The organism is Embleya scabrispora (assembly GCF_002024165.1).
In the GTDB taxonomy this organism is placed as follows: domain Bacteria; phylum Actinomycetota; class Actinomycetes; order Streptomycetales; family Streptomycetaceae; genus Embleya; species Embleya scabrispora_A.
On sequence record NZ_MWQN01000001.1, the window covers coordinates 1258377 to 1285272 of the forward strand.

At 72.0% G+C, this 26896-nt stretch carries 22 protein-coding genes; 7 read left to right on the forward strand and 15 right to left on the reverse strand.

The features are described from left to right. The first annotated feature begins 124 nt into the window (after nucleotides 1-124). Both B4N89_RS05580 and B4N89_RS05585 read left to right on the forward strand, forming a co-directional pair. Nucleotides 125-1939: a glycoside hydrolase family 3 protein gene (locus tag B4N89_RS05580; protein WP_078974748.1), complete on the forward strand. Its 1815-nt coding sequence runs from the start codon at nucleotides 125-127 to the stop codon at nucleotides 1937-1939. Between the two features lie 138 nt (nucleotides 1940-2077). Next, on the forward strand, nucleotides 2078-2656 hold the full coding sequence (locus B4N89_RS05585) for a hypothetical protein (RefSeq protein ID WP_078974749.1): 579 nt from the start codon (nucleotides 2078-2080) through the stop codon (nucleotides 2654-2656). A 54-nt stretch (nucleotides 2657-2710) separates the two neighbouring features. On the opposite strand, the gene B4N89_RS05590 is transcribed toward B4N89_RS05585, so the two are convergent. Next, nucleotides 2711-3346 carry a DUF1707 and DUF4870 domain-containing protein gene (locus B4N89_RS05590; protein ID WP_078974750.1) on the reverse strand — a complete coding sequence of 212 codons (636 nt, stop codon included), beginning with the start codon at nucleotides 3344-3346 and terminating at the stop codon, nucleotides 2711-2713. 226 nt (nucleotides 3347-3572) lie between these two features. Between B4N89_RS05590 and B4N89_RS05595 the strand changes: the two genes are divergently transcribed. Together B4N89_RS05595 and B4N89_RS05600 are read left to right on the forward strand one after the other, a co-directional pair. Continuing rightward, a complete protein-coding gene (locus B4N89_RS05595) occupies nucleotides 3573-5843 on the forward strand; it encodes a beta-propeller domain-containing protein (RefSeq protein ID WP_143657858.1) in 2271 nt (756 codons plus the stop codon). Between the two features lie 95 nt (nucleotides 5844-5938). Continuing rightward, nucleotides 5939-6397 carry a MaoC family dehydratase gene (locus tag B4N89_RS05600; protein WP_078974751.1) on the forward strand — a complete coding sequence of 153 codons (459 nt, stop codon included), beginning with the start codon at nucleotides 5939-5941 and terminating at the stop codon, nucleotides 6395-6397. 143 nt (nucleotides 6398-6540) lie between these two features. Here the strand turns inward: B4N89_RS05600 and B4N89_RS05605 are convergent, their stop codons facing one another. The 9 genes from B4N89_RS05605 to fxsA all read right to left on the reverse strand — a co-directional run bounded on the left by B4N89_RS05605 (nucleotide 6541) and on the right by fxsA (nucleotide 17586). Continuing rightward, complete coding sequence (locus B4N89_RS05605) at nucleotides 6541-7713, reverse strand: NADH:flavin oxidoreductase (RefSeq protein ID WP_201260790.1); 1173 nt, start codon at nucleotides 7711-7713, stop codon at nucleotides 6541-6543. Next, the gene (locus B4N89_RS05610; protein WP_101897000.1) at nucleotides 7710-8324 is read right to left on the reverse strand and encodes a TetR/AcrR family transcriptional regulator; all 615 of its coding nucleotides are present in this window, start codon (nucleotides 8322-8324) and stop codon (nucleotides 7710-7712) included. The genes B4N89_RS05605 and B4N89_RS05610 overlap by 4 nt, the downstream gene beginning before the upstream one ends. Before the next feature lie 93 nt (nucleotides 8325-8417). Continuing rightward, entirely contained in the window at nucleotides 8418-9311 is an 894-nt protein-coding gene (locus tag B4N89_RS05615) for a universal stress protein (RefSeq protein WP_078974753.1), read from the reverse strand. A gap of 114 nt (nucleotides 9312-9425) precedes the next feature. Further along, nucleotides 9426-9620, reverse strand: coding sequence for a DUF2304 domain-containing protein (locus B4N89_RS05620; protein WP_078974754.1), 195 nt, complete (start codon nucleotides 9618-9620; stop codon nucleotides 9426-9428). A gap of 329 nt (nucleotides 9621-9949) precedes the next feature. Further along, on the reverse strand, nucleotides 9950-13840 hold the full coding sequence (fxsT, locus tag B4N89_RS05625; protein WP_078974755.1) for an FxSxx-COOH system tetratricopeptide repeat protein: 3891 nt from the start codon (nucleotides 13838-13840) through the stop codon (nucleotides 9950-9952). A gap of 4 nt (nucleotides 13841-13844) precedes the next feature. Continuing rightward, the gene (locus tag B4N89_RS05630) at nucleotides 13845-14657 is read right to left on the reverse strand and encodes a hypothetical protein (RefSeq protein ID WP_078974756.1); all 813 of its coding nucleotides are present in this window, start codon (nucleotides 14655-14657) and stop codon (nucleotides 13845-13847) included. Between the two features lie 130 nt (nucleotides 14658-14787). Beyond that, nucleotides 14788-16149: an HEXXH motif domain-containing protein gene (locus B4N89_RS05635; RefSeq protein ID WP_078974757.1), complete on the reverse strand. Its 1362-nt coding sequence runs from the start codon at nucleotides 16147-16149 to the stop codon at nucleotides 14788-14790. After that, the gene (locus B4N89_RS05640) at nucleotides 16146-17303 is read right to left on the reverse strand and encodes an FxsB family cyclophane-forming radical SAM/SPASM peptide maturase (RefSeq protein ID WP_078974758.1); all 1158 of its coding nucleotides are present in this window, start codon (nucleotides 17301-17303) and stop codon (nucleotides 16146-16148) included. Before B4N89_RS05640 ends, B4N89_RS05635 begins: the two co-directional genes overlap by 4 nt. Nucleotides 17304-17319: 16 nt before the next feature. Continuing rightward, nucleotides 17320-17586, reverse strand: a complete 267-nt coding sequence (fxsA, locus tag B4N89_RS05645) for an FxSxx-COOH cyclophane-containing RiPP peptide (RefSeq protein WP_078974759.1) — start codon at nucleotides 17584-17586, stop codon at nucleotides 17320-17322. A 298-nt stretch (nucleotides 17587-17884) separates the two neighbouring features. On the opposite strand from fxsA, the gene B4N89_RS05650 reads away from it, so the two are divergent. The 3 genes from B4N89_RS05650 (at nucleotide 17885) to B4N89_RS05660 (ending at nucleotide 21181) form a co-directional block, all read left to right on the forward strand. Next, entirely contained in the window at nucleotides 17885-18940 is a 1056-nt protein-coding gene (locus B4N89_RS05650; RefSeq protein WP_235618887.1) for a toll/interleukin-1 receptor domain-containing protein, read from the forward strand. 215 nt (nucleotides 18941-19155) lie between these two features. After that, nucleotides 19156-20121, forward strand: coding sequence for an effector-associated domain 2-containing protein (locus B4N89_RS05655; protein ID WP_143657859.1), 966 nt, complete (start codon nucleotides 19156-19158; stop codon nucleotides 20119-20121). A gap of 70 nt (nucleotides 20122-20191) precedes the next feature. Next, entirely contained in the window at nucleotides 20192-21181 is a 990-nt protein-coding gene (locus tag B4N89_RS05660; RefSeq protein WP_161500638.1) for a TIR domain-containing protein, read from the forward strand. Here B4N89_RS05660 and B4N89_RS05665 read toward each other — a convergent pair. The 5 genes from B4N89_RS05665 to B4N89_RS05685 form a co-directional block, all read right to left on the reverse strand. Next, a complete protein-coding gene (locus B4N89_RS05665; RefSeq protein ID WP_161500639.1) occupies nucleotides 21166-21828 on the reverse strand; it encodes a hemerythrin domain-containing protein in 663 nt (220 codons plus the stop codon). The two genes, B4N89_RS05660 and B4N89_RS05665, sit on opposite strands and share 16 nt — an antisense overlap. Before the next feature lie 205 nt (nucleotides 21829-22033). Further along, entirely contained in the window at nucleotides 22034-22711 is a 678-nt protein-coding gene (locus tag B4N89_RS05670) for a uracil-DNA glycosylase (RefSeq protein ID WP_078974764.1), read from the reverse strand. A gap of 135 nt (nucleotides 22712-22846) precedes the next feature. Then, a complete protein-coding gene (locus B4N89_RS05675; protein ID WP_201260791.1) occupies nucleotides 22847-23401 on the reverse strand; it encodes a DoxX family protein in 555 nt (184 codons plus the stop codon). Between the two features lie 767 nt (nucleotides 23402-24168). Further along, nucleotides 24169-24984, reverse strand: coding sequence for an ABC transporter ATP-binding protein (locus tag B4N89_RS05680; RefSeq protein WP_078974766.1), 816 nt, complete (start codon nucleotides 24982-24984; stop codon nucleotides 24169-24171). Nucleotides 24985-25065: 81 nt separating this feature from the next. Beyond that, entirely contained in the window at nucleotides 25066-26085 is a 1020-nt protein-coding gene (locus B4N89_RS05685; RefSeq protein ID WP_078974767.1) for a hypothetical protein, read from the reverse strand. Nucleotides 26086-26896: the final 811 nt, after the last annotated feature.

Consider the following 26896-nt stretch of genomic DNA (forward strand, 5'->3'; position numbering starts at 1 on the left):
CCCGGCGCGCATTCGGCCCATTGTACGGAGCGCCGGTGACCCCCGGGTGAACCGCGGAGGGCACTGGAGTCCGCGGCCATCCCCGTGCTAAAAACCTACTGACCACTAGGTTTTTGGAGGACCCATGACCGAGACCACCGCACGCACCCGCTTCCGGGCCGCGACCTGCCCCTACGAGGACGCGTCGTTGTCGATCGAGGAGCGGGTGGAGGATCTGCTCGGCCGGATGACGGTCGCCGAGAAGGCCGGTCTGATGTTCCAGACCATCGCGGTCATGGGCCCCGAGGGAACGCTGCTCGACGACCCGGACACGCTGCCGTTCGGGTTCACCGTCCGGCAGATGATCGCCGACAAGGGGATGAACCACTTCAACCTGATGGGCGGCGGTCGCCCCGAGCACATCGCGCAGTGGCACAACCGGATCCAGGAATTGGCCCTGGAGACCCGGTTGGGCATCCCGATCACGCTGTCCACGGACCCCCGGCACCACTTCACCGACAACCCCGGCACCGCCGCGTACGCCGAGGGTTTCTCCCAGTACCCCGAGACGCTGGGCCTGGCCGCGATCGGCGACGCGGACCTGGTCCGCGAGTTCGCCGACCTGATGCGGCGCGAATACCTCGCGGTCGGCATCCGGCTCGCGCTGCACCCGCAGATCGACCTGGCCACCGAGCCGCGCTGGTCGCGGATCAACGGCACCTTCGGCGAGGACGCCGAACTGACCGGCAAGCTCGTCGCCGCCTACATCCGGGGCGCCCAGGGCGAGACGCTGAACACCACGTCGGTGGCCTGCATGACCAAACACTTCCCCGGCGGCGGCCCGCAACTCGACGGCGAGGACCCGCACTTCGCGTACGGGCGCGAGCAGGTCTACCCGGGCGACAACTTCGACTACCACCTGGCGCCGTTCAAGGAGGCGCTGGCGGCCGGCACGTCGCAGATGATGCCGTACTACGGGATGCCGATCGGGACCGAGCACGAGGAGGTCGCGTTCGGCTTCAACCGGGGCGTCATCACCGGCCTGCTCCGGGAACGACTCGGCTTCGACGGCATCGTGTGCACCGACTGGGGCCTGATCTCCGACGCGAACATCATGGGCCAGACCATGCCCGCCCGGGCCTGGGGCGTGGAGGAGCTGTCCGTGCCCGACCGGGTGCTGCGCGTCCTGGAGGCGGGCTGCGACCAGTTCGGCGGCGAGAACGTCCCCGAGCAGGTCGTCGCGCTGGTCGAGGCGGGTCGGCTCACCGAGGAGCGGCTCGACGTGTCGGCGCGGCGCCTGCTCCGGGAGAAGTTCGTGCTCGGCCTGTTCGACCACCCCTTCGTCGACCCGGCCGGCGCCGCCGCGTCCGTCGGCACGCCCGCCGGCATCGCCGCCGGGCTGCGCGCGCAGAGCAGGTCGGTCACCGTGCTGAAGAACGCGGCGCCCGAGAACGACACCCGACGCGGCGAGCCGATCCTGCCGTTGGCCGAGGGCACGCGCGTGTACGTCCGGGGCCTGGACGCCGAGGTGGCGGCCGGCTACGGCACGGTCGTGGCCACGCCCGAGGAGGCCGACGTGGCGATCGTCCGGGTCAAGACCCCGTTCGAGCCCCGCGAGGGCGGCTTCGAACAGTTCTTCCACGCGGGTTCGCTGGAGTTCGACGCGGTCGAGCTGGCCGCGATCCTGGAGCTGTGCGCGACGGTGCCCACCGTCGTGGACGTGTACCTGGAGCGCCCGGCGGTGCTCCCGGAGATCGCCGAGGCCGCCGCCGCGCTGGTGGCGAACTACGGCTGCGCCGACGGCCCGCTGCTCGACGCGCTGTTCGGTCGGGTACGACCCGAGGGCAACCTGCCGTTCGAACTGCCGCGCTCGATGGCCGACGTACGCGCGCAGCGCTCGGACGTGCCCCGGGACGGAAAGGACCCGGTCTTCCCGTTCGGCCACGGGCTGCGCTACTGACCCGTCCGCCCCGACGCCCGTGGGGGCCGGCCGACTCATCCCGTTGCTCGGCCCCCACCCGCCCCGATCGACCCGTACCGGAAACGCCCGACACGCACCGGTTCACCATTGCCGCCCGCGCCTGCTTAGGCTGCTGCCATGGGTAGCGAGCGGCGGGAGTGCGTGGCCCTCTCCGTGCCCGCGACCGCCCGGGCACTGCGGCTGTACCGGCTTCGCGCCGTCACGGTGACGGTCGTGGGTGCGGCGTGCACCGGGGCGTGGTTCGCGATCCTGTCCGCCGGCGACGACGGGGGCGACGGCGCGGCCCTGGGCGGCTGGGGCATGGTCCCGCTCGTGGTCGGCGTGGCGGCCCTGGTGATCGGAATCGGCGCGCTCGTCCTGGCCCGGCGCATGCGGCGCACGCTGGCCCGGTATCCCTGGGTCACCTGCTCCTGCCGGTTCCGCGATCCCGCCGACGGGGACGGCGCGTGGGGGCCGCCGCTGGTGATCGGCGACCGCGCCGGCGACGGCACGCAGTACGCGCTGACCGTGGTGTCCATGTCGCACCGCTGGTGGCACCTGCACAAGTGCGACGGCGGCGACGTGTGGTTCGCGGGCGATCCCGCGCACGGGGGCGTGGTCTCCCCGCCGGGTGGCGAACTCCTGCTGTGGACCCGGCCGAGCCGACTCGGCCGCAGCAGCCGACCCGCACGCCGGGCGAACCCGGCGGGAGCCTGAGCCGACGCCCTCCATCCGAGCTGTCCGATCCCCGCCCGCCGCCGGCCGGCCGCGTCACTTCACCACGCGCAGGCTGATCGGATAGCGCATCACGTCGCCGCCCGCCGCCCGCGCCCCGCCGATGATCGCGCAGACCGCGATGGCCGAGTACATGGCGCCGATCAGCACGTCGCCCACATCGCCGAGCAGGGACAGGAGCGGAGCGAGCACGAACGAGAGCAGACAGGTCAGTTGGAAGTTGAGCGCCGCGCTCGCGTTGTCCCGCACGAACGGCGACTCCCTGCCCGCGCTCCGGCGGATCAGGAACGGACCCAGTACCGGAGCGCAGAACCCGCTCCAGTGCGCCGCCGCGCTCCACCCCCGCTCGCGCCCCGGCTGCATGCGCGCGAACCGCCCCACCGGTCGGTTGAGCCACCACGGCGGCGGCCCCGGCATCGGGCGCGGCACGAGCAGCGGCGGTGCGACCGGCATCGGCATCAGCAGGTCTTCAAGCAGCTTCTCCAGATCCGCCCGGGTCTTCCCCGCCAGCGCGGAGGCCACCCGTTCCTCGAACTCGTCGGCGGTCAACCGGCCTTCGCCGAACGCGAACTTCAAGTGCTCGATCGTGCGCTCACGATCCGCGTCACCCACCCGCATGTGCGGGGGCATGCCGTACCAATGGGGTGGGTGAGGACCGGAATTCGGGTGCATGCGCGGCTCCTCTCGCTGTGCACACGGCTCCGTACAGCATGCGCCGTCGACGGAGCGTGGTCCATCAGGGATAACCCTTGGCCCGACCCCGAGACAACAGCCGCAAGGATGACCCGGATCCGCCGTACGGCGGCTGTCCCGCGGCCGGCGGCGCACCCGTCCGGGCCGGTTTCCCACCCCTTCGGCGGCGAGGGAACCGTTCCGCGAGCCGCTCCGTCACAGGGCCATGCGAATCCACGACGGTTCCACGCGCGGGGCCGCGGCCCTGCCGATATTCGTGCTGGCGGCGGGACTCGTCGTCGGCGGCTGCACCTCTTCCGGCGGCGGTGCCAAGCCGGACCCGGAGCGCACGACCACCACGAACGCCGAGTCGGTACGGCTGACCGCGTTCGACTCGTGTGGCGCGCTGGTCGACGACTTCCGCGCGGCGGCGCTGCGGACCGTCGACGAGCCCGTCGAGGCGGTGCCCGTCGCCGGCGAGCCGATCGCCGGCGCACCGGCCGCCGCGCCCAAGGCGGCGGAGGGCATGTCGGCGGATCGAGCCGCGCCCGCCGCGCCCACCACGCCGGAACACTCGACCACGAACACCCAGGAGGTCGGTGTCGACGAACCCGACCTGGTCAAGAGCGACGGGCGACGGGTGCTGACCGTGGCCAACGGGCGGTTGACCGTGGTCGACACCGACACCCACAAGGTCACCGGGTCGCTGGCGGTGCCGGGGGCGCGCGCGACCGAGCTGTTGTTGTCCGGCGACCGGGCGCTGCTGATCCTGGACGGCGGCCCGAGCCTGCCGAAGGGCAAGGGCGGTTCGGGCAAGATGGCGCCGATCCCGGGCGATCCGGGGCTGCCGGGGACGAACATGCAGGCACGCTTCGTCCTGGTCGACCTCACCGCCGCGCCGCGAACCCTGGGCGACCTGACCGTGGACGGCGCCTACGCCGACGCCCGGCAGGTCGGCAGCACCGCGCGCATCGTGGTTCGCTCCCGTCCGCGCCTGAACATGTCGACGTACCGGACCCGGGACAGGGACAAGGCCGTCGACCGGATCCGCCGCTCGACCGTCGGGGACTGGCTGCCGCAGTTCACGCTCGTCGCGAACGGCCGTACCGAGTCCGGCAACCTGGTCGGCTGCGACCGGGTCAGCCGCCCGGCGAGCCGGGCGGGCGAGCCGGGACACACCGGCGCCGCGACGCTGAGCGTGTTGTCCTTCGACCTGACCCGCGACCTGGACAAGGGCGATCCGGTGACGGTGGCCGCCGACGTGGACAACGTCTACGCCTCGGAGTCCAACCTGTACCTGGCGACCACGACCTCGCGGCGCGCCGTCTCGAAGGACGCGAAGGTGATCGGCGGCGGCCCGCCGAGCACGACCACCGCGATCAACCAGCTCGACATCTCCGGCAAGGGCACCCCGAAGCTGGTCGCCACCGGCGTGGTCTCCGGCACGATGGTCAACCAGTACGCGATGTCCGAACTCGGCGGCAACCTGCGGGTGGCGACGACCCTGCGCCCGGGCGACCCGAGCATCCCGCAGAGCGGCCCCGGCGACGTCCCGCCCGGCGACACCGCCCGAAGCACCACCGCACCGGGCACCGCCAAGCCCGGCACCTTCGCGCCGAGCACCGCCCAGGGCGGCGCGGCCCCGGCCGACTCGGTGCCCGGCAGCGCGCCCAACGGCTCGTCCGGGTCCGCCATCGCACCGAGCGACGGCACCGACACCCGGCCCACCTCGCCGAGCATGCCGAGCGCCCGGCCGTCGACCGCGCCGCCGCCGCCGATCGCCCCACGTTCGAGCAGCGAATCGGCGATCACCGTCCTGGCCCGCAACGGCGACAGGCTGACGCAGATCGGCCGGGTGGGCGGACTCGGCCGCACCGAGCGGATCATGGGCGTGCGCTTCGCCGGACCGATCGCCTACGTGGTGACCTTCCGGCAGACCGACCCGCTGTACACGATCGACCTGAGCGACCCGCGCAATCCCCGCACCGTCGGCGAACTGAAGATCAACGGCTACTCGGCCTACCTGCACCCGATCGCCGACGGCCGGCTGATCGGCGTCGGCCAGGACGCCACCGACAGCGGCGCGCGCCTGGGCACCCAGGTGTCCCTGTTCGACGTACGCACCCCGGCCGATCCGACCCGGGTCGCGCAGTACACGATCCCCAACGGCAGTTCGCAGGCCGAACAGGACGCGCACGCGTTCCTGTACTGGCCCAAGGACGGCACCGTGGTGGTGCCGGTCACCGGTGCCTACTCGACACCCGACCGGTCGCAGATCGCCCCCGGCGAGAAGTACCCGGGCACGCGCGGCACCTACGCGCTGGTGTTGCGCGTCGACGGCACCCGGATCGTCGAGGTGGGCCGGGTCACCCACCCCGACTCCAGGATCCTGCGCTCGCTGGTGGTGAGCGACGAGTTGTGGACGGTCTCGGCCGCGGGCGTCTCCGTCGACCGGCTCGCCGACGTACGCCAGGTGGCCTGGATCCCGATCGGCTGAGCGCCGCCGGGCGTCCCCGAAACGCCTCGTCAAAGGTGGTCTGGTATACCCGGAGCAGCTGATCTGACAGACCATCAGAAACGATCGGAGCACACATGGCGGTCACCGTCTTCACCGACCTCCGGCAGATCAAGGACTCGGTGGGCACACACCTGGGCCACAGCGACTGGCTGGAGATCACCCAGGAACGGATCAACCTGTTCGCCGACGCGACCGGGGACCACCAGTGGATCCACGTCGACGTGGAGAAGGCGAAGGAGGGTCCGTTCGGCGCGCCGATCGCACACGGCTACCTGACCCTGGCGCTGTCCAACCTCTTCCTGCCGCAGATCGTCGAGGTGCGCAACATCTCGATGGGGGTGAACTACGGCATGGAGAAGGTGCGCTTCCCGGCCCCGGTCCCGGTCGGCTCGCGGGTGCGCGGCGGCGCGGAGATCGTGGCGGTCACGGACATCGCCGGGGGTGTCCAGGTGGTCAACCGGATCACCGTCGAGATCGAGGGGTCGGCCAAGCCCGCCTGCGTGATCGACTCGGTCACCCGCTACCTGCTCTGACCGCCCGCCGCGACACCGACCGCGGTCGGTGTCCCCGAACGCCGGACGGGCGCGCGTGCGCGACCCGTCCGGCCGTTCCGCTGCCGTGCTCGGCGACGTGTGCCCCGCCGCCGAGCACGGAAGTGGAAGCACGGCCCCCTCGGCTACGCCTCCGGCTCGATCAGCACGCAGCGGGTGCGGCTGTAGATCGTCGGCATGCATTTGTTGCAGTGCACGCACAACGACCTGGTCTTCGGCTCGGCCGCGATGCGGTTGACCAGGTCCGGCTCGCGCAGCACCGCGCGGCCCATCGCCACGAACTCGAAGCCCTCGGCCATCGCCAGGTCCATCGTGTCCCGGTTGGTGATGCCGCCGAGCAGGATCAGCGGCAGCTTCAACTCGGCCCGGAACTGCCGGGCTGAGGCCAGCAGATACGCCTCCTCGTAGGGATACGACCGCAGGATGCGCTTGCCGATCAGCTTGACCCCCGTGCGTTGCGGCTGCGGGAAGGTCGCGGCGAACTCCGGCACCGGCGCGTCGCCGCGGAAGAGGTACATCGGGTTGAGCAGCGAACTGCCCGCGGTCAGCTCCAGCGCGTCCAGCGAGCCGTCCTCCTCCAGCCAGCGCGCGGTTTGGATGCTTTCGTCAAGCCAGATCCCGCCCGGGACGCCGTCCTCCATGTTGAGCTTGGCGGTCACCGCGATCCGGTCGCCCACCGCGTCGCGCACCGCACGACACACCCCGCGCGCGACCTTGGCCCGGTTGGCGAGCGAGCCGCCGTACGCGTCCTTGCGGTGGTTGAGCTTGGGGCTGAGGAAGGCGCTGGCGAAGTAGTTGTGGCCCAGGTGGATCTCCACCGCGTCGAACCCGGCCTCGATCGCGAGCAGCGCGGCCTCGGCGTGCGCACGGGTGATCCGGGCGATGTCCTGCTCGCCGGCGGCCAGCGTGGTGCGCATGCCCAGCGGGTTGAACATCCGGCCCGCGGACAGGGCCGGCCGGCCGTTGGAGGCGGCGTTGGCCACCGGGCCGGCGTGGCCGATCTGGGCGGAGACCGCGGCGCCCTCGGCGTGCACCGCGTCGGTGAGCCGGCGCAGCCCCGGCACCGCCTCGGGGCGCATCCAGATCTGGTGCCGGTCGGTGCGGCCCTCGGGGGCGACCGCGCAGTAGGCGACGGTGGTCATCCCGATGCCGCCGGCGGCGGGGCGCCGGTGGTACTCGATCAGGTCGTCGGTGACCAGCGCGTCCGGGGTGGCGCCCTCGAACGTGGCGGCCTTGACGATCCGGTTGCGCAGCGTGAGCGGGCCGAGCTTGGCGGGGGCGAAGACGTCGGGTATCACGGGGCACCTCGTTCGGTACGGGACGGATCGGCCGGGCGCGGGGCGTCCAGGCCGGCGGTGACGAAGGCGGCGACGGTCGCGGCGGCGGGCGGGGGAACGAACGCGTCGGCCACGGGTTGGCCGTAGAGCTGGAGCAGCAGGTCGAAGGCGAGCCGCCAGCGGTCGGCGATCTCCCGCTCACCCAGGTCGGGACGGGCACCGGCCAACAGTTCGCGCCAGGGCCGGTGCCGAAACCACGGGTCGTCCCAGGGCAGTTCCCGCCCGAACAGCACGGTCCGGGCGAGCAGTTGCAGCAACATCGGCCCACTCGGCTCCCGGGCCAGCCGGTCGAACGGCTCGACGATCACCGTGACCACCTCGGCGACGGTGGGCGTCCACCCGGCCGCCCTGGCCCGGTCCAGCTCGGCCAGCGGTTCGGCCCACAGCGGGCCGAGGCGCTGTTGCAGCAGCGCGACCACCAGGTCCCGCTTGGACCCGAAGTGGTAGTGCACGGCGGCCGGATTCATCCCCGCCGCGGCGTTGACCGCCCGCACGGAGACCCTGTCGTAGCCCTGGGCGAGGAAGAGCCGTTCGGCCTCGTCGAGCAGCCGGGCCCGGGATTGTGCGGTCACGGCAGGCACCAAACCACGAACCGCCGACATTTTCAATCACTGATTGAATCACTGATGGAACGAGAGCCGACCGCCGGGAAGGAGGCCGGCGGCTCAGTGCTGCGGCACCACCAGGACCGGGCACCGCGCGTGCTCGATCGTGGTCGTCGCGACGTGGCCGACCCAGTGCCGCAGCGGGCCGCGCCGGCGCCGGACGCCGACCACGGCCAGCGCGCTGCCGGCCGACGCCTCGACGAGCGTGGCCGCGGCGTCCGCCATGACCGAGTCCGCGCGCACCTCGACGTCGGGGAACCGCTCGCGTGCCGCCGCCAACGCCTGCTCGAGCGCCGTCGCGTGCACCTCGGCGACCGCCCGCAGATCCGCCTGGCTCGGCCCGGCGAGGCCGGCGTATCCGGGCCAACTCCACGCGTGCACCGCGTGCACCGGCAGCCCCCGGTCCCCGGCCGCCTCGAACGCGGCCGTCACCGCCCGCCCGTCACCGTCGCCCTGGACGCCGAGCAGCACGTCCGCCCCACCCGCCCCGGGCCCCTCGGCCGCCGCCCCGTATCCACCGCGCACGATCAGCAGCGGACACTCGGTACGCGCCGCCAGGTGCCGCGACACCGAGCCGAGCAGGAGGCCGACGAACCCGCCGCGCCCCCGCGATCCGGCGACCAGCAACATCGCCCCCTCGGCCGCCGCGAGCAGCGCGTCGCCCGGCAGGCCGTAGCCCACCCGCGCGTCGACGGCCAGGTGCGGACAACGGCGCAGCGCCGCCGCCGCGGCATCGCGCACCAACTCCTCGGCGGCGCGCCGGGTGTCCTCGTTCGGCTCCACCGACTCGAACCCCGGCGTGGCCATCGGCACCCGGATCGCGTGCACCACCCGCAGCAGCGCGCCCGCGCGGGCGGCCGCCTCGGCGGCCCGGGCCAGCGCCCGATCACCGTGCTCCGAACCGTCGATGCCCACCACCACCAGGGGTGTCCCGACCGCACCCGTGTCCGCCATGCCCACCCTCCTCCGTGCACTGCCCGAGGTCCGTCCCCCACCCGAGCCGCCGCCGAAACGGCGAAGACCGACCCGGCGGAGCTGCCGCCGGGCCGGTTCGGGTGACCGCCGCGATCAGAAGTTCAGATTGCTCAGCAGGTTCGCGAAGCTGTTGCCGCTGCTGTGGATGCTCGGCGCGATCGAGGTGCTCGCCAGATAGAACCCGAGCAGCGCGCACACGATGGCGTGCGGGATTCGCATGCCGCCCTTGCGGATGAAGATGAAGACGATGACGCCCAGCAGAACGACGGTGGAGATGGACAGGGCCATGGGGGAACTCCTCGGGAGGCGCGCTCGGGAGCGCAGGGGACGGGACGGCCGCGCCGATTTCGGGACAGCGCGAAGAGTGCCGGTGGGACGGCGGAACACGCGTGCTTGCGTCACCGGGACAAAAACTAACAGAAAGTGTCGATAAAGGCGCAAATCGTCACACTTTCGCTCGGCGATTCGCACAGCGTGACGGCGTGTCCCGGCGTGTCGTGTCCGCCACCGAGCCGCCCTCCCGAACGGACCCGGCGCGCTCCGGCCCCCGGACACGGCCGGGCCGGCCCGACACGAGGTCGGACCGGCCCGGAGTGTGTCCGTGGGAGCCGCGCCGATCAGGTCGGCGGCACCTCGATGTCGGTCTCCAGTCGGCGGTGCTCGCGCAACCCCTGGGTGATCGGGTGTTCGTCGCCGAGCTTGCGTCGACACGCGCGCTCGGTACGGGTGAACCAGTCGAGGGACTCGTCCCGACGGCCGATCTCACCCAGGCTGTGCACCCGGTTGCAGGCCGCGACCAGGGCGTGCGGGTGCTCCGCGCCCAGCAACTCCTCGTATCGGTCGTAGGTGACCCGGTCGAGCTCGGCGCACTCGTCGACCTCGCCCGCCCGATAGAGGTTGTTCGCGTGGTTCACCGCCGCCGCCAGGGTGAACGGGTGCTCCTCGCCCACCGATTCGCGCAGCCCCTCGATGCACCTGCGCCCCAGCGCCAGCGCCTCTTCGAGCCGGTCGACCGCCCGCAGGTAGCTCGACAGATTGCTGCCGCATCCGAAGGTGAACGGGTGCTGCCCGCCGAACTGCTCGCAATAGCCCTGATAGGTGACCTGAGCCAGTTCGAGGGCCTGCTCGTTGTTGCCCATCGCCCGGTGGTCGGCCGCGAGGTTGAGCGCGCAGGCCAGCATGTCGGGGTGGGTCGGGCTCAGGAAGGCGCGGTACTTCTCCAGCGTGTCGCTGTCCAACGACCGGGCGTAACGGGCGTCCCCGGTCTGCCGGATCGTCACCGCGAGGTTCTTGGAGGTGCGCAGCGCGTCCCGGACCCGGCCGTTGGCCTCCTCGAGGGCCAGCGTGCGCTGCAGCACCGCCCGCGAGCCCGCGTAGTCACCCAGTTCACGGAGGTCCTGACCGACCTGGTTGGCCAGGAAGCACGTGTGCGGGTGGTCCTCGCCCTGGATCCGCCGACGCCAGTCGTAGGCGGTCTGGTGCACCTCGAGTGCCTCCCCCAGGCGACCGGTCAGGCGCAGCGAGACGCCGAGGTTGTTGGCCGCGAGCAGGGCGTCGTTGGTGTCCTCGCCGAATACCTCGCTGAACCGCCGGTAGTTCTCCCGATCCGATTCGAGCGCGGTCCGGAAGCGGCCGAGCGAGCGCAGGTCGCCGCCGTAGCCGCGCCCGGTGATCAGGGTGTGCGGGTGGTCCGGCCCCAGTGCCGCGCGCTGCGCCTCCAGGGTGGCCCGGTCCAGGTCGTACGCCTTGCGGTACTTGCCCTGGGACCGGTACACGTTCGCCAACTGGGTGCACATCCGCAGCGTCAGCGGATCGTGCCGACTGAATCGCGCGCGCCACCGGTCGAGCGCGACCTCGGCGATGTACTGGGCGAACTCCCAGTCGTCGGAACGCCAGGCGAAGCGGACCTGCTCGACGATCCAGCGGCGCACGCCCTCGGAGTCGCTCTCCAGGGCGCGCGAGGGCACGAGGTGCTTGTACAGCTCCTCGTACGTCTCCTGGTTCGCCGGGTCGTCCACGTCGCCGGGGGCGTTCGCGGCCAGGATCTCCAGGGTTCGGGCGCGCCGGGCGATGTCGTCCTCGGCCGGCATCTGGTCCCGCAGCACGGCCTGAACCAGGCGGTGCACCTGGATGGTGTCCGCGCCCCGGTCCACCCGGGCCAGCGCGTAACGCCCGAGCTGCTGGAAGATCCGGGACAACAGCAGCGTGTCGCCGAGCGAACTGTCCACCCGGGTCAGCTCCTGGAGCACCTCGCGCGAGCGCAGCAGCCGCATCGAGATGGAGTCGGGCGACAGGTAGGCGCACAACTCCAGCAGGCGCACCGCGGCCGGCTGCCGCTCCTTCAGCTCGTCCAGGGAGACCGTCCACGTCGCGGCGGCGGTGGTCGGATAGTCCGGCGGCTGGCCCTCCTCCAGGATCGCGGTGACCCGCGTGTTCACCCGCTCCAGGTAGTCCTCGACCGGCATCGCCGACTCGGCCAGCCAGGCGCCCGCCTGTTCCACCGCGAGCGGCAGGTCGCCCAGCGCGGTGGCGACCTTCTGCGCGTCGGCCTCGGTCAGTGCCGGCACCCGGCGCTGGAGCAGCGCGACGCTCTCGTCGCGGCGGAACACCGGTACCTCGAGCGGGCGGGCGCTGCGCGCCCACAGGTCGTTGCGCGAGGTGACCAGGACGTGTCCGTTGACGCTGCCCTGCGGCATCAGGTCGGCCAGCGAGGCGGGTTCGTCGGCGTTGTCGTAGATCACCAGCCAGCGGTCGTAGGGCTCGCCCTGTTGCAGGCTCTGGAGCACCGTGGCCGCCGCGTCGCCCACGTTCTCCCCGGTGGACAGTTCGAGCCGCACGCCCAGCCGGGCGAGTTGCGCGGCGACGCCCTGTGCCTGCTCGGCGGACACCCACCAGATGATGTCGTAGTCGGCGGCGAAGCGGTGCGCGTATTCGAGGGCGACCTGGGTCTTGCCGACACCGCCCAGACCGTGCAGGGCCTGGGGCAGCACCGCGGTGGCGCCCTTGGCCAACTGGTCGCGCAGGCGTTCGAGGATGTCGTCGCGCCCGGTGAAGGCCGAGTGCCGCGGCAGCAGGTGGGACACCCTGGGCTTGGTGCCCGGGAAGCGGGGGCCCTCCGCCGGCGGGGCCTGCGAGGGGGTGCGGCCGAACGCGGCCAGCAGCGCGGCGCGCGCGTGCTCCTCGGACAGCGCGGACAGCGAGACCGTCTCGCCCACGCCCGGATCGAGGTCGAGTCCGTCGTCGACCCGCAGGGTCACCACGCTCACCCGTTCGGCCGAGGCGAGCCGGCGCAGCGCGGTGCGCATCGCGGTCCAGGCCCGGCTGGGCAGCGAGTCGGGCGAGGACAGGACCACGACGCTGTCCACGTCCTCCAACCGCTCCAGCGGCGTGTCGCAACCGCCGGTGCCGACCACCTGGGTGCCGGCGGCGATCAGTTGGGCCCGGACCCAGTCGACCCACATGCGGTCGCGGGCGCTGTAGAGGATGCGCACGGTGACCGGGGCGGTGTACCGGATCCGCTCGAAGCGGCGCAGCTCGCGGCGGCGCTCGCCCTCCTCGACGGGATCGAGCCGGGTGATCGCGCCGTCGGTGAGCACACCGGTAAGCCGCTCGTACGCGGCGAGCAGGCTGCCCTCCTGGAGCGGCCGGTCGCCCAGGGTGGCCAGGGTCTCCTCGTAGGCGTAGAACGCCTTGTACGGGATCTCCACCTCGCCCCAGTACTTGGTCCGCTCCGCCTCGGTGTATTCCGCGAGGAATTCGGCGAACCGCTCGCGCGCGTGGTCGCGGCCGGCTTCGAGCTTGTCCTTCTCGTCGTCCTCGACCCGCATCGGCACGGGCAGGATGCGCAGCGGGCGCTCGGCCTGCCGGGTGATCGAGCGGGCCACGTTGACGCCGCCGTCGATGGCCTGCTCGTTGAGGGTGAAGCCGTCCACCACGGTGTCGGGCAGCAGGGTGGTACAGATGCCGGCGATGTCGTTGAGGCCGGTGCGGCTGTCGATCAGGGCGTAGTCGTAGGACGCGCGCATGTCCTCGCGCAGCGCGTCCAGGAAGCCGATGCCGTGCGGACTCTCGCAGAAGTCGGCCCAGTTGAAGCCGGCGAGGGTCGCCGCGTATTCGTGGTTCTGCCGGCCCGGGCCGAGGAAGCGGATCAGCCCGCCGTCGGGGAAGTCGCGGTCGACCTTGACCGCGCAGCCGTCGACCCGGCTCTCCGCGATCCGGCTCGCCTCGATCATCGCGTCGGTGCTGGCCTCGGAGCCGACCACCTTGGCGAAGGCGCGGATCATGTCGAGCACGCCGCGCGTGTCCTCGAGCCGCTTGTCGATCAGGTACGGGTGGAAGTAGCGGTGCAGGCCGGGGGATTCCAGGTCCCAGTCCACCACGAGCACACGCTTGCCTCGCGAAGCCAGGATCCAGGCCACGTTGGCCAGCGCCATCGTGCGACCGGTGCCGCCCTTGTACGAGTAGAACGTGACGACGGTTCCCGGTGGGCCGGCTGGGTTGTCGCTCATCGCTTCAGTGCTCCTCGACCTCGCCACCGGGTCCCCACAGCAGTGGGCGGCGAGGGTTGTGTCGGGCCGTGATCCAGCGGGGTCGGGCGGCCGAGTCCAAGCCGGCGCGAGCGCGGGCGGGCAGCCCCCGGAAGGCGGTGGCGAACGGGGCCGGGACCCCGAACGCGGTGCGCGCGGGAGGCGGGCCGGGCTCGACGCGTAGGGTCGGGAACAGCTCGCGTGCCTCGGCCGCGGGCAGCGGGCGCAGCGGGGCGCGCTCGGCCGCGACCAGCACGCGCGCCAGCCGGGCGACCAGATGTCGATAGTCGGCCGAGTGCCCCTCCAGGCGCATCAGGTCGAACAACCCCTGGCGGGCGTAGATCGGGCCGTAGTCGTTCTCGGCACCGAAGTCGGGCACCGGTTGTCCGTGGAGCCGGGAGTCGGGCACCGGCTGTCCGGGGAGCCCGGAGTCGGGCACCGGTTGTCCGTGGAGCCCGGAATCGGTGGCCCGCCAGCGCAGGGTGACCACCGCGTCCGCCTGCCGGCCGGTGTGCGCCCGGTGTCCGCGCACCCGTTCGGCCAGTACGGCCCATTCGCGCATGGCGCGCGGATCGGCGAGGTAGTCGGGCGACGCCAGCACGACGGCGGCGGGAACCGAGCAGGCCAGTGCCTCGCGCGGGGCGCCCGCACCGGGATCGGTACACGAGGGCAGCACACCGCGCGCGCCACCGCCCTGGGACAGCCGGGCGGCGACCGCCTGTTCGAGATCGGCGTGGAAACGCTCGACATAGGCCCGCTCATCGCCGCACGACCGACTCGTGAAGAAGACTGGTGTCATCTCGACCCCTGATGTCGGCACTTCGTCGCGACGCGCGTGGGCGTGCCTTCCCTCGCGGTCACTCATTGTTCCCAGGCTACCCGAGTCCATCACGCGACGTTACTCCTCGTTACATCAGGTAAGGGCATGGTCATCTTTCGTTTCGTGTCGATCCGCCCGCGTCCACGGCCCGCTCCCGGGAGCCCAGCCGGCACCGGTCGCCATTGCGCGCGACCCAGGCCCGATACCCCGAACGCACCCTTTCGGCCGCGCGGCGCGCCGCCTCGGCCGGTACGTCCTCGCGCCACCACGACCGCACCGTGCCCGCCATCGCATCCACCACGCGTGCGCCGTCCGGCGTCAGTTCACCGCACTCGCGCAACGTCGCGATCGCCTCGGTGACGTGCTCGCGGTGTACGGCGAACTCGGCCTGTGCCCGATCCTGCTCCTCTCCCGTGACGGCATGCCGGCGAACCCGCCAGAAATCCGCGATCCCCAGATGCGCGTAGGCGCCCTGCAAGAGCGCGCCCACCGGCCGGGGATCCAACCGCCAGGGCGCCCGGTAGCGGGCCGTCGAGCGCTTCGAGAGATTCGTGATGTCCTGTATCGCGCCGAGCTTGTTGTGCTGGAACTCGTGGACGAGCGTGACGGCCAGGGTGGTCGGGCCGACCTCGGGCGTGAGCGCAAGGCCCCCGAACGCGTACCGCGACGACGAACTGAGGCTGACGCCGGGCTCGCCCACCACCGGAACCAGCGTGGACAACGCCGCCGGCAGGCCGGCCGCGTAGGCCCGATGAGAGTGTGCCAGCTGATCCCAGGCGGAGGCGAAATTCCGTTGCAGCAACGATACTTGGCGAGCCGTCAGGCGTGCGGACGGCTGCCAGCGATGCACGTCGCGATAGGGGTCGACGTCCTCGATCGCAAGGGTCGCGCCCAACCCGGCGGCGGTGGCGGAACACCTGCGGTTGGCCTGTCGGCGCGAGACCAGCCGGCTGCCGACCGACCACTGTCGCCCGGTCAGCGCGATCCGACCCGCGTCCGCCGCCACCCGCACCCGCCCCAGCGTGGGCAGATACACCCAGCCGCCGACCGCGCACAGTTCGACCCGGCCGGGCGGACCGTGCTCGGGATCCCCGCGCAGTGCCGCCGCGGCCGCGATCGAGCCCAGGTGGCCCAGGAGTTCGTCGAGATCGGGCGCGGCCGGGTCGAGGTCGGTCCGGCCCAGGCGCAGCAGGCTGCGCATCGCCCACGCGCCGGTGTACGGGTGCATCAGCACGGTGCGCGCCGCGTCCGGCGCGGTGCGCTGGACGTGCGCGAGCAGGTCGTGGGCGTCGATGAGGTGCGCGGTGCGCGCGCTCGGCAACCGCTCGCGGGCGGTGGCGACCACCGCGTACACCTGGAGCAGGCGGCGGCTCTCCTGCGCCCGGGCGAGCGCGGACACGGCCGCGAAGTCGCCCTGTCCGGCGGCGAGTCGATCGAAGGCCGGGCCGTGGAGCCGATGTGTCCCGATCATCCGCGACTCCTCGAATCGGCCACCAGGGCACGGACATCGGCGCGTACCCGGGCGCCGACATGGTCGATCAGCGCGCGCAGGTCGGCGCAGTACACGGACGGATTGTCGAAGCCGTTGTCCGGGCGATAGCGGTGCGCCCGCAGGCCGCCCCCGCAGGTGCGCACCACCGGACAGCGGCGACACGTCGCGCTCAATCCGGCCACGCCAATCGCCGCGTGGGCGTACGCGGGGGCGGCCAGCACGGTCGCCGGGTCGTGCCGGAACACGTCGAGCCCGGTGGCCGCCGCGCCGTCGTAGGCGGACTTGAGCGAGTCCTCACGCTCGAACGTGCCGTCGGTCTCCACCACCACGGACCCCGGCGGACCCAGGCCCAGGACCTCGCTGTGCACCTCCCGACCCAGGATCAGATCCACCAGGTCCTCCAGAATCCGCACCCGCGTCTCCCGTACCGGTGCCCCGTACCACCGGTCGAAGACCGCGATCAACCAGTCCGCGTACGGGGTTTCGCCCTCTCGCGCGCCCGCCGGCGGGAACTCCCAGGTGGCGTGCGGCAGGAGCAGGTCGAGCATCGGCGGGGCGTGCGAGAGCAGCTCCTCGTAGGTGGCCACCGGGTCGTTGGCCAGGTCGATCGTGCACAACAGGCCGCCGTACAAGGGCCGGTAGCGCGACCGGCGCAGCAGTGCGATGCCCCGGACCGCCTCGGCGTGGCTGCCGCGTCCGTCCGCGTGGCGCCGGTGCCGGTCGTTGGCGAGCGCGTCGCCGTCCAGCGAGACGCCGACCCGGATCCGGTGCGCGAGCAACACCTCGGCGCAGCGTTCGTCCAGTCGAACCGCGTTGGTCTGCATGGTGATCCGCACCTCGGCGACACCCGCGAGCGCGGTGCGCAGTTCGCGCGCGATCCGGTCGATTCGATCCGGTCCCGCGAGCAGTGGTTCGCCGCCGTGCAACACGATGTCGAGCACCCGCAGGCCGGCCCGCTCGGCGTGTGCGCGCAACCAGGCACCGAGCGCGCCGACGGTCGCGTCGGCCGGCACCCGGGGGCGGTCGCGCCAACTCCGGTCCCGGAGTTCGTACACATAACAGTGATCGCACGCGAGATCGCATCGTGCCGCGATCTTGACCACGAATTGCCGAAACGGAACCGCTTCGTGCATCGGTGCCCTCCCACGGTCAGGCCCGAACCGCGCCGCTCCCGTCCGCCCGGGGATCCCCGGTACGGTCGATTCCGCCCCGGGGATCGCACTCCGCCTCCACGAGAACCGGATCCACCACGCTCGTGAACCCCGCGACCACCGCCTCCGAGGGCTCCTCGGACTCGTGGACCAGTCGGCGCAGCGCCGAGGCCAGCACCGAGGCCGGCAGGTGATCCAGGTCGTCGAGACAGAGCCCGTCGAGGTCGGGCAGCGCCGACTCCACGTCACCGCGCTCTCGTTGCATCCGCAGGACCCCCGTTCCTCCCGCGTCGCCGGATGCCGGGTTCGTCTCGCCCGTCCGGCCCGGTGACGCGCGGGCGTGCCGTCCGAGTGAAACCGTACATTCGAGTGCGGAACGTATCGCCACGATTACACAAGCCTTCCTATACTAGCCGGGCCGGGTCGATCTGCGCGATGCTCTGTGTGGGCAGAGTCGTACGCTCGAACGACCGGCACGGGGGCGGCACTTGCCAGACCCGCGGCGCGGTCGCGGGTGTCGCTGGGCCGTCCTTTTGTGCGGTGCACGATCCGGGGGTCGCTTGGTGGACTACGACTTCTTCACGAGTCACGTCGCCGACCGTGATCCCAAATGGGCTGCCCGCTTTCACGACGACGTCGAGGCGGAACTGCGGCGCGGGATGGACCGGGTGCGGGCGGCGATCCGGCTGCAGCCGACCTTCGGTCCGATCCAGATGCCCGACGGCGATCCGCCCGCACAGGCGCGCGCGATGGTCGCGCTGTGTTCCGACGACTACTTCGAGGACCTGGACTGCGGGCGCGACTGGGCGGTGTTCACCGACCGGTTGCGTCGACACGAGTCGATCGTGGGCGTCTCGGCGCCGAACCTGATCGCCGTACCGTGGACCACGATCGAACAACCCGTGCCGCCCGCGGTCGGCCCGATCGAGTGGCCGGTCGGGATCCCCGCGCCCGGTCGCGGGCCGAGCGTGTTCGATATGTTGCGGCTCGGCGGCATCCGCGATCTGGGCTACGTCCGCGCGGTGCGCACCGTGGCCGATCGGGTGGTCGCGGCGCTGCGCCACCGCCTGGCGCCGCTGAACGCAGCCGAGGCGGACGAGGTTGAGCCGATGTTCGGCAGCCACGACGGCGCCTCGCGCACGATGCCCGAGGTGCCGCGCCGATTGCCGATCCTGGAACCGGTCCCCCCGGCCCGCACCGACCTGGTGATCAGCTACGTCGGCAACGACCTGGCCTGGGCCGACTGGGTCAGCGAGGTGCTCACGTTCGAGGACTACCGGGTCTCGCTGAGCCGCTGGGACTGGAGCGCGGGCGAGAGCTTCGGCAAGGCGATGGCCCGCGCGCGCGGGATGGGCGAGCACGTGCTCGCGCTGTTCTCCGAGCACTACTTCGAGGCGCGCCGGTTGGCGATGGACGAGTGGGAGGAGGCGTTGGGCGACGGGGACGCGGGCGGTCGTCTGCTGCCCATAGTCGTCGGTCACACCCAGGTGCCGTCGATGTTCCGCGGCGTGCCGCCGGTCGACCTGACCGAGGCGGACGCGGTCGGCCAACGCGATCTGCTCGTGGCCGCGGTGCATCGGTTCGCACCGCTGCCCGCGCGGAATACGGGGTTCTCCTGACCGTGCCGGACCCGATAACCCCGTCGCCGCGCCCACCCAGGCCGGACCGGCCGCCCACGAACGCGCCGCCGGCCGTGCACGTGCCGCCGCCGGCGAACGCGGCCCCGCCCGTGCACGCGCCGCCTTCGGCGAGCGGCCCGGCGTCCGCGATCACCCCGCCGCCGCCCAGGGCCGCGCCTCCCCCACCGCCGCGCTCGCCCACCGACAATCCGCCGGTGTGGCGCGTCCCGGGCACCAGGGGGCGGTTCTACGGCCGCGACAACACCCTCGCGGACCTGCGCGCGCTGATGCAGGTCGAGCACCGGGTGGTGCTGCGTCCGCAGGACGACCTGCCCGGCCTGGGCACCACGCACCTGGCCCGCGAATACGCCTACCGGCACCGGCACCTGTACGACGTGGTGTGGTGGTTCGACTGCGCCGCCCGCCCCGCCGAGAGCGGCGTGGCCTTCCTGCACCGCGTGCTCGAACAACTGGCAGACCTCGGTCGAAGGGTCGGCCAGATCGTGGGCCCCGGGCACGAACTGCACTCGCGCGAGGGCTGGTTGCTGATCTTCGACGAGGTGGACCGACCCGGTCTGATCGGCGAGATGATCCCGACCGGCCCCGGCCACGTGCTGATCACCAGCACCGATCCGCTGGCCCGACACCTGGGCAGCACGGTCGATCTGCCGCCGCTGGACCGGCAGTCGTCCGTGCTGATGCTGCTCGACGCGCACCGGGGCTTCGAGTTGGAACTGGTCACCGCCGAGGCGATCGCCGCGTTCGTCGGCGACCGGCCCGCCGCGATCGCCCGGATCGCGGAACTCTTCGCGACGGGGCTGGTGTCCCCGGAGGTGACCCTCGAACTGCTGCGCTTCGGCAACATGGCGAAGCTGTCCCGGACCATCCCGCAGAACCAGGTCGTCTACCTCGCCGACCTCTTCCTCGCGGTGCGCGGACTGCGGGCGCCGGACACCTGGTCGATCTGGCTGGATCTGTCCGAGGACTACCTCGAACACCAGTTGCTGCACCGGCACATGACCGACGCGCGGTCGATGCTGCTGCACATGTTGCGGACCCTGGTCAACGGCCCGGAGCCGATCCACTCGCTGCAGTGCCTGTGCCGTGCGCTGCACGATGTGCTGCCCAACACCCAGGGCGTGGAAGAGGTCTGCCGGGCGATCGACAACCTGCCCGGGTGAACGGTCGACACGAGGGGTACATCCGGCGAAGGGGCCGATTCCGGCCGGCGGGTGCGCCATGCTGACGCGTATGGCGAATGACGGGGAGTACGGGGGCGAGACGGTGCGTTACTTCATCAGTCACGCCGGTTCGGACACGGATTGGGCGAAGTGGGTCGCGGGACAGCTGGTCCAGGCCGGTCTGGACGTCGAACTCGACGCGTGGGACTGGGCCACCGGCGAGAACCTGACCACACTGGTCAGTCGCGCCCTGGACAACGCCGGGCACATGATCGCGCTGTTCTCCCCGGCCTACTTCGTACCGGAGCGCTGGACCACGGTCGAGTGGACCGCGATGTCCGACGCGCTGCGCGGCAGCGGTCGGCGGCTGATCCCGCTGGTGGTGCACGAGGTCCCGCGCGAGCGGATCCCGTCCGTGCTGCGGCCGTTGTTGCGTCGGACGTTGTACGGCAAGTCCGAGGCGGACGCGCAGACGGAACTGATGGCGGCGATCACCGGGCCGACCCGGCCGACGGAACCGCCGCCGTTCCCGGGGCCGCGGGGGGACGGGGCGGGGACGGGTGGATCGGGGTCGGACGGGGCGGGGTCCGACGCGACGGCGCCGGCGGACCCGGCGCCCGCCCCGGTCGTGCGCCCGGTGCCCGCGCCGCGCCTGCCCGCCGCGCCGGTGATCCGCCGCACCGTCACCGCCGGGCACACCCGGGCGCTGACCGACGCGATCATGGCGGTGCCCCGCATCGCCCGGACCGACCTGTGGAACCTGTGGCTGGATCTGGCCGAGGACTACTTCGAACGCCCGCTGCCGCGCGAGCAGATCGCCGCGCCGAGGATCATGCTGCTACGGCTGATCCACGACCTGTCCACGCTCGCCGAACCCGAACCGGCCCGCGCGCTGGACGCGTTGGTCCGCGCGCTCGGCGACGTACAGCCGACCGGCCCGGAGATCGAGCGGGTTCGCGAACTCCTGGCCGAACTGACCGCGCCGAGCGATACGGCGGACCCGGCTCGGGACCGGATCCGGGACACTCCGGCCCCGTCCGGTCGTCAGGACCCGCCGTAGGCGGCGCGCCGACGCCGCTCGTAGGCCCGTCGCCAGCCGGCCCGCCACAGCAGCGCCGTCCCCGGCGGGATCCAGCGCAGCACCCGCCGCCGCTCGGCGCCGGTGGCGTGGTGCAGGTGGAAGGCCACGAAGGCCGGGAGGTCGCGGCCCCAGACCCGCACGGTCCGGGTCGGCATACGCCCGTCGGGCGTGCCGCGCACATGCCGGCGCATCAGCGGGAACAGCTCGTGCTCCTCGGCCAGGCTGTGCCGGGCGACCAGTTCGCACAGCCGCCCGATCGCGGGCGAACGATCCCGCAACGGCACGTTGCGGTCGGCGACCAGGCGCATCGCCTCCTCCAGGGTCGAGTGGTCGACCTGGAAGGCGGTCACGGTGCGAGCGGCCCGGGGCGAACCGGCGCGCACCGACGGGTACAGGACGATGTGTTCCTCACGATGGTGCGCGCGCAGGAAGCGCAACACCAGCGCGAGATGTTCCTCGACCGCGCGGACGCGCAGGATGTCGACCGGATCGAGGTGTCGGGTCACCTCGGTCAGCCGGGCCAACTCCTCACGCAGGCCGCGATGCGCGACATAGCCGGGAGTCAGGTCGAGGGTGGGGGCGGGAGTGGAGGTGGGAGTGACGGGCCGAACTGTGGACGTGGACACGGGAGCCGCCTCGGGAGGCACGGGATGGGGGAACCCCACACCGTAAGGGCATGTGGCGCGTGTTCCGCATCGATGCAAGGAGATTTCCGGCCATTCCCGAATGGCGCCCGTTTCCGGTCCGATAACGGCCGAGCCGATACCGAACCGGAACGCCGGATGTCGCTTTTCTTGCGCCCCCCGTTTTGCCGCCTGTTGCCGCTTCCCGCTACTTCTTCACGTTGGGGATCGTCCAGTCGATCGGCTTGTGCCCCATGTTCGCGAGCGCGGCGTCGATCTGCGAGAACGGCTTGCTGCCGTGGAAGAGCTTCGCGGACAGCGGCGAGGGGTGCGCGCCCTGCACTATGGCGTGCTTGGCGGTGTCGATCAGCGAGATCTTCTTCTTCGCGTGCCCACCCCAGAGCACGAACACCACCGGCTCGTCCCGGTCGTTGACCGCCTTGATCACCGCGTCGGTGAACTTCTCCCAGCCCTTGCCCTTGTGCGAGGCGGCCTCGTGCGCCCGCACGGTGAGCACCGTGTTGAGCAGGAGCACACCCTGCTGCGCCCACGGCATCAGGTAGCCGTTGTCGGGGATCGGCAGGCCGATGTCGGCGTTCATCTCCTTGTAGATGTTGCGCAGCGACGGCGGGATGCGCACCTCGGGCCGGACCGAGAAGGACATGCCGTGCGCCTGGTTGTCGTCGTGGTACGGGTCCTGCCCGACCACCAGCACCCGCACGTCCTGGTACGGCGTCGCCTCCAGCGCCGCGAACACCTCGTCCTCCGGCGGGAAGATCTGGTGTTCCTTGCGTTCCGCGTCCACGTACGCGGTCAGCTCGGCGTAGTAGGGCTTCGCCAACTCCTCCGCGAGCACGGGCTGCCAGGACTCGGGCAACGTCTGCACAGCAAGAACCTCCACACGACGGCGTCCGAGACGCCCATGGATCAACGAGGATCCCAACGTAGCCGCTCGCGCGGACACCTCGGCCCGCCCCGAGGGGTTCGGGGCGGGCCGAGGTGATCGAGGCGGTCCGAAGTGTTACGCGTCGACCGTCTCGTCCGGCTTCGCCTCCGGCTCCGGCTTGTAGCAGAGCTTCAGCAACAGCGCGGCGTTCGCGACCCCGACGCCGGCGGCGAACAGCGCCGGACGCAGGCCGGACCGACGGCGGCCGACCAGGGCGTCGACCGAGTACTTGCCGTTGCCGAGCGCGGCCAGCGCGACCGCGGCGCCGCCGACCACGGCGGTGTACTCCCAGCCGCCCTTGAACACGAAAAAGCCCTTGCCCTTGTGGTCGGTCGCGGCGGCGACGCTCATCAGCCCCACCGTGGCCGCCGAGGGCAGCGGGTTGGCCACGCCGAGCACGATGCCGACGCCGGCCGCCATCTCGGTCCCGGCCGCGAGGCGCGCGTGCACCTCGGCGGGCTGGAGGCCGAGCGACTCGAACCAGCCGGTGGTGCCCGCGAGACCGCCGGGGCCGGCGACCTTGTTGTAGCCGTGCGCGAACAACATCGGACCGAGCGTCGCCCGAAGCACCAACGCCGCCACATCCCGACCCTCGGCCGCCACGGGAGCCTTCTTCTTCCTGCCGAACATCGCCCACCTCATCAGCTGACACATCGTCACATCTCAGTAGGCAACCTACCTGTCGCGGAACGCGAGCGGGAAACGGGCCGGCCCGCGCGGCCCGCGTCGCGGGTGGGCCGAGTACCCACGTACCGTCCTCAAACGCCGGACGGGCTGGTTGGGTTGCCCCCGGTCGCGGGCGAGCCGATCTCGACTTGCCGTCCTCAAACGCCGGACGGGCTGATGCACTCGGCCACATCCGCATCGGAGCCGAGCCCGGTTCACCGTCCTCAAAGCGCTCCGGCCTCATTCGTACATAAGCCGAATCCAGGAGGACCACCCCCCGCAGCCAAACCCCCAAACGCCACCAAAAACAGCCCGTCCGGCGTTTGAGGACGACAAGCCGATCTCGGCCCACCCAGTCAGCCCGTCCGGCGTTTGAGGACGACAAGCGGATGTCGGCCCACCCACGACCGGGGGCAACCCAAGCAGCCCGTCCGGCGTTTGAGGACGGCAAGCAGATCTCGGCCCACCTGCGACCACGGCCAAGCACATCAGCCCGTCCGGCGTTTGAGGACGGCAAGCCGATCTCGGCCCACCCACGACCACGGCCAACCCAGTCAGCCCGTCCGGCGCTTGAGGACGACAAGCGGATGTCGGCCCACCCACGACCGCGGCCAACCCAGTCAGCCCGTCCGGCGTTTGAGGACGGCAAGTCGATCTCGGCCCACCCGCGACCGCGGCCATGTACATCAGCCCCGGCCCACCCCCAATCGGCCCGTGACCGCGCGCCGGGCTCAGCCGGAGGCCACCGCAGCCGCGGTCGTGGCGGCCTCGCCGTCCGTGGGCCTCGGCACCACCACGGGCGTGCCGTCCCCCGGCGCCCGCAGGATATCCGCGTCCACGTCGTACAACGCCCGCACCAGCGCCGCATCCACCACCTCCCGAGGCGGCCCCGACGCAATCACCCGCCCCGCCCGCATCGCGACCAGCACATCCGCGTACCGCGCCGCCGACGCCAGATCGTGCAGCACCATCACCACCGTGCGCCCACCCGCGGCCACCCGCCGAACCAGCCCCAGCACCTCGACCGCGTGCCCGAGATCAAGCGCCGACGTCGGCTCGTCGAGCAACATCACCGGCGCCTCCTGCGCGATCACCATCGCGACCCAACAGCGCTGCCGCTGCCCGCCGGAGAGCCGATCGAGCCGCCGATCGGCCAACGAGAGCACGCCGGTCGCGGTCAACGCCTCCCGGCACACCCGCTCGTCCTCACGCGACCACTGGCGGAACAGACCCTGATGCGGATGCCGCCCATACCGCACCAGGCCGGACACCGTGACCGCCTCCGGCGCCTGCGGGTTCTGCGGCAACAAGCCCACGCGGTGCGCCGCCTGACGAGGCTTCAGCCCCCAGATGTCCGCGCCGCCGACCGCGACCCGACCCGACTCCGGCCGGTGCAGGCGCGCGATCGAGCGCAGCAGCGTCGACTTCCCGCACCCGTTCGGCCCGACGATCGCGACCACCGTGCCCGCGGCGACGGACAGATCGACGCCCGACACCGCACGATGGCCCGGGTATCCGGCATGCAGATCTTCCACGAGCAGTTCCATGGGCGGACCTCCCGGCCGTACACAGCAAATATAAGGCGAGGCTAACCTAATCCCACCGACTCGCGGCATCGGATGCCCCGGTCAACGGTCGGTCAACTCCGGGAAACACCGGACGCCGACCCGCCCGACGCGATCCGCGAACAGCAACGCGTCCGTCCCGTGCCAAGCGAGCGCGGCCACCGGCGCCGCAACGTGCCGACGCGCGAGCGGCGCAGCCGCCTTGCGCGCCGACCCCGCCCGTACGTCCCACACCACGAGCATCCCGTCACCCCCCGAGGTGGCCAACAGACCGCCACCGGCCGGCCGCCACCGAGGCGCGCACGCCCGGGGTTGGGCGGGCAGCCGACGCGGGCGCGGGCGTACCCGGCCGCCTCGGGCGGCGAGGTCCCACACGGTCAGCCCGGCCCGGTCCTCGACCGCGAGCCGCCCGCCGCCCGCGTCGAGGGCGAGCCCGACGGCGGGCAGGTTGCCGACCGAGTCCAGGTCCTCGTGCGTCCCGCCGGCCCCGCGCACCTGCACACCCGGCACGTCGCCCGCCGCGCACAACCAGGCCCCGCCCGGCGTACCGGCCAACAGCCGCACCGGGATCGGCCAGGTCCACACGCTCGTGCGTCCGTGCGGTCCGTACATGTGCACCTCGCCGCCGAGCGCGACCGCGAGCCCGCCACCGTCGACCCAGACCACGTCGTCCACGCGCACCCGCCCGTCGACGGCGCGCCACGACTCGGCCCCGGTACCCGGCGCGTACACCCGCACGACGCCGCCGAAGGACACCGCGCAACGACCGTCCGCGGACCACGCGCAGCGGGCGGGCAGGCCCGGCGTCCGCAGCGCCAACGCGCCGTCGGTGACCCGCCACAGGGCATAGCCGGTGGGCCCGGCGAGGGCGACCACGGTGCCGTCCGGCGAGAATTCGGTCCGGTACACCCCGCCCGGCACCACGATCCGGGCCAGGAATCGGCCGGTCGCCGCGTCGAGAAGACGAACCCCGCCGGCGACCCCGGCGACCACGCACAATCCACCCGCGATCGCGACGTCGGACGGTACGTCGTCGATCCCGTGCTCCCAGCCAAGCCCCGTACGTGTCGCCATGACGGTCATCGCGGCCCCCTTGTTCGCGGGCCGATCCTCGCGCGCTCGTGTTTCGTCCAGGAAAACTCTCGCCCGGAAAACTCCTGTCCCGAAGCCGGTTTCCCCGCGTTCGCCACGTCTGCTAGTAAGACGATCGGACCTGTTCACCGATGGATCGGATCACACCGTTGAGGACCCTCGCAGACATGGCGCCGACCACAACGGACGTGGCGGGCGCCAGCGGGAACGAGCCCACCATCTTCGTCGCGGGCCTGGTCCTCGTCGCAGCCGGCGCCCTGTTGGCACTCGCGGGCCGCCGCCGATTCGCGGATGACGGAGAAGACCCGGAAGACGAATACGACGAGGAGCCATTCAAGGCACCCCCAATACCAACCAGGGCAACCACCAACACGGCACAGCCGAAGGAAAGTTCACCCACCTCGAACAAAACCGAACCCGGCACAACCCCGAACACACCCGAACCGACGCCAAGTCCCACGCCCCCGAAGCCCGAAACCAAAACCAAAACCACGCCAACGAGCCCGAAGCCTTCAACAGACACGAAGCCCACACCCAAGTCCCCGCCCCCAACCCCACAAGCATCGCCGGCCTCGGACCCCACCCCCACCACCACCCGGGCAATCAACACCGCAACAGCCGACACCACCCCAAAACAAGCCCAGAAGCCCAACCCAACACCCAACGAACCCCCCACACCCGACCCGACACCAGCACCGGCACCGGCACCGGCACCGGCACCGGCACCGGCACCCACGACCAACGCCCCCTCACCCCGCGACCCCACTCCGCAGCCCCACCCCGGACCCACCACCGCCCCAAA

Coding starts and splice junctions, on each gene's coding strand:
- B4N89_RS05580 (WP_078974748.1), top strand. CDS start 125: ATGACCGAGACCACCGCACGCACCCGCTTCCGGGCCGCGACCTGCCCC.
- B4N89_RS05585 (WP_078974749.1), top strand. CDS start 2,078: ATGGGTAGCGAGCGGCGGGAGTGCGTGGCCCTCTCCGTGCCCGCGACC.
- B4N89_RS05590 (WP_078974750.1), bottom strand. CDS start 3,346: ATGCACCCGAATTCCGGTCCTCACCCACCCCATTGGTACGGCATGCCC.
- B4N89_RS05595 (WP_143657858.1), top strand. CDS start 3,573: ATGCGAATCCACGACGGTTCCACGCGCGGGGCCGCGGCCCTGCCGATA.
- B4N89_RS05600 (WP_078974751.1), top strand. CDS start 5,939: ATGGCGGTCACCGTCTTCACCGACCTCCGGCAGATCAAGGACTCGGTG.
- B4N89_RS05615 (WP_078974753.1), bottom strand. CDS start 9,311: ATGGCGGACACGGGTGCGGTCGGGACACCCCTGGTGGTGGTGGGCATC.
- B4N89_RS05620 (WP_078974754.1), bottom strand. CDS start 9,620: ATGGCCCTGTCCATCTCCACCGTCGTTCTGCTGGGCGTCATCGTCTTC.
- fxsT (WP_078974755.1), bottom strand. CDS start 13,840: ATGAGCGACAACCCAGCCGGCCCACCGGGAACCGTCGTCACGTTCTAC.
- B4N89_RS05630 (WP_078974756.1), bottom strand. CDS start 14,657: ATGACACCAGTCTTCTTCACGAGTCGGTCGTGCGGCGATGAGCGGGCC.
- B4N89_RS05635 (WP_078974757.1), bottom strand. CDS start 16,149: ATGATCGGGACACATCGGCTCCACGGCCCGGCCTTCGATCGACTCGCC.
- B4N89_RS05640 (WP_078974758.1), bottom strand. CDS start 17,303: ATGCACGAAGCGGTTCCGTTTCGGCAATTCGTGGTCAAGATCGCGGCA.
- fxsA (WP_078974759.1), bottom strand. CDS start 17,586: ATGCAACGAGAGCGCGGTGACGTGGAGTCGGCGCTGCCCGACCTCGAC.
- B4N89_RS05660 (WP_161500638.1), top strand. CDS start 20,192: ATGGCGAATGACGGGGAGTACGGGGGCGAGACGGTGCGTTACTTCATC.
- B4N89_RS05675 (WP_201260791.1), bottom strand. CDS start 23,401: ATGTTCGGCAGGAAGAAGAAGGCTCCCGTGGCGGCCGAGGGTCGGGAT.
- B4N89_RS05680 (WP_078974766.1), bottom strand. CDS start 24,984: ATGGAACTGCTCGTGGAAGATCTGCATGCCGGATACCCGGGCCATCGT.
- B4N89_RS05685 (WP_078974767.1), bottom strand. CDS start 26,085: ATGACCGTCATGGCGACACGTACGGGGCTTGGCTGGGAGCACGGGATC.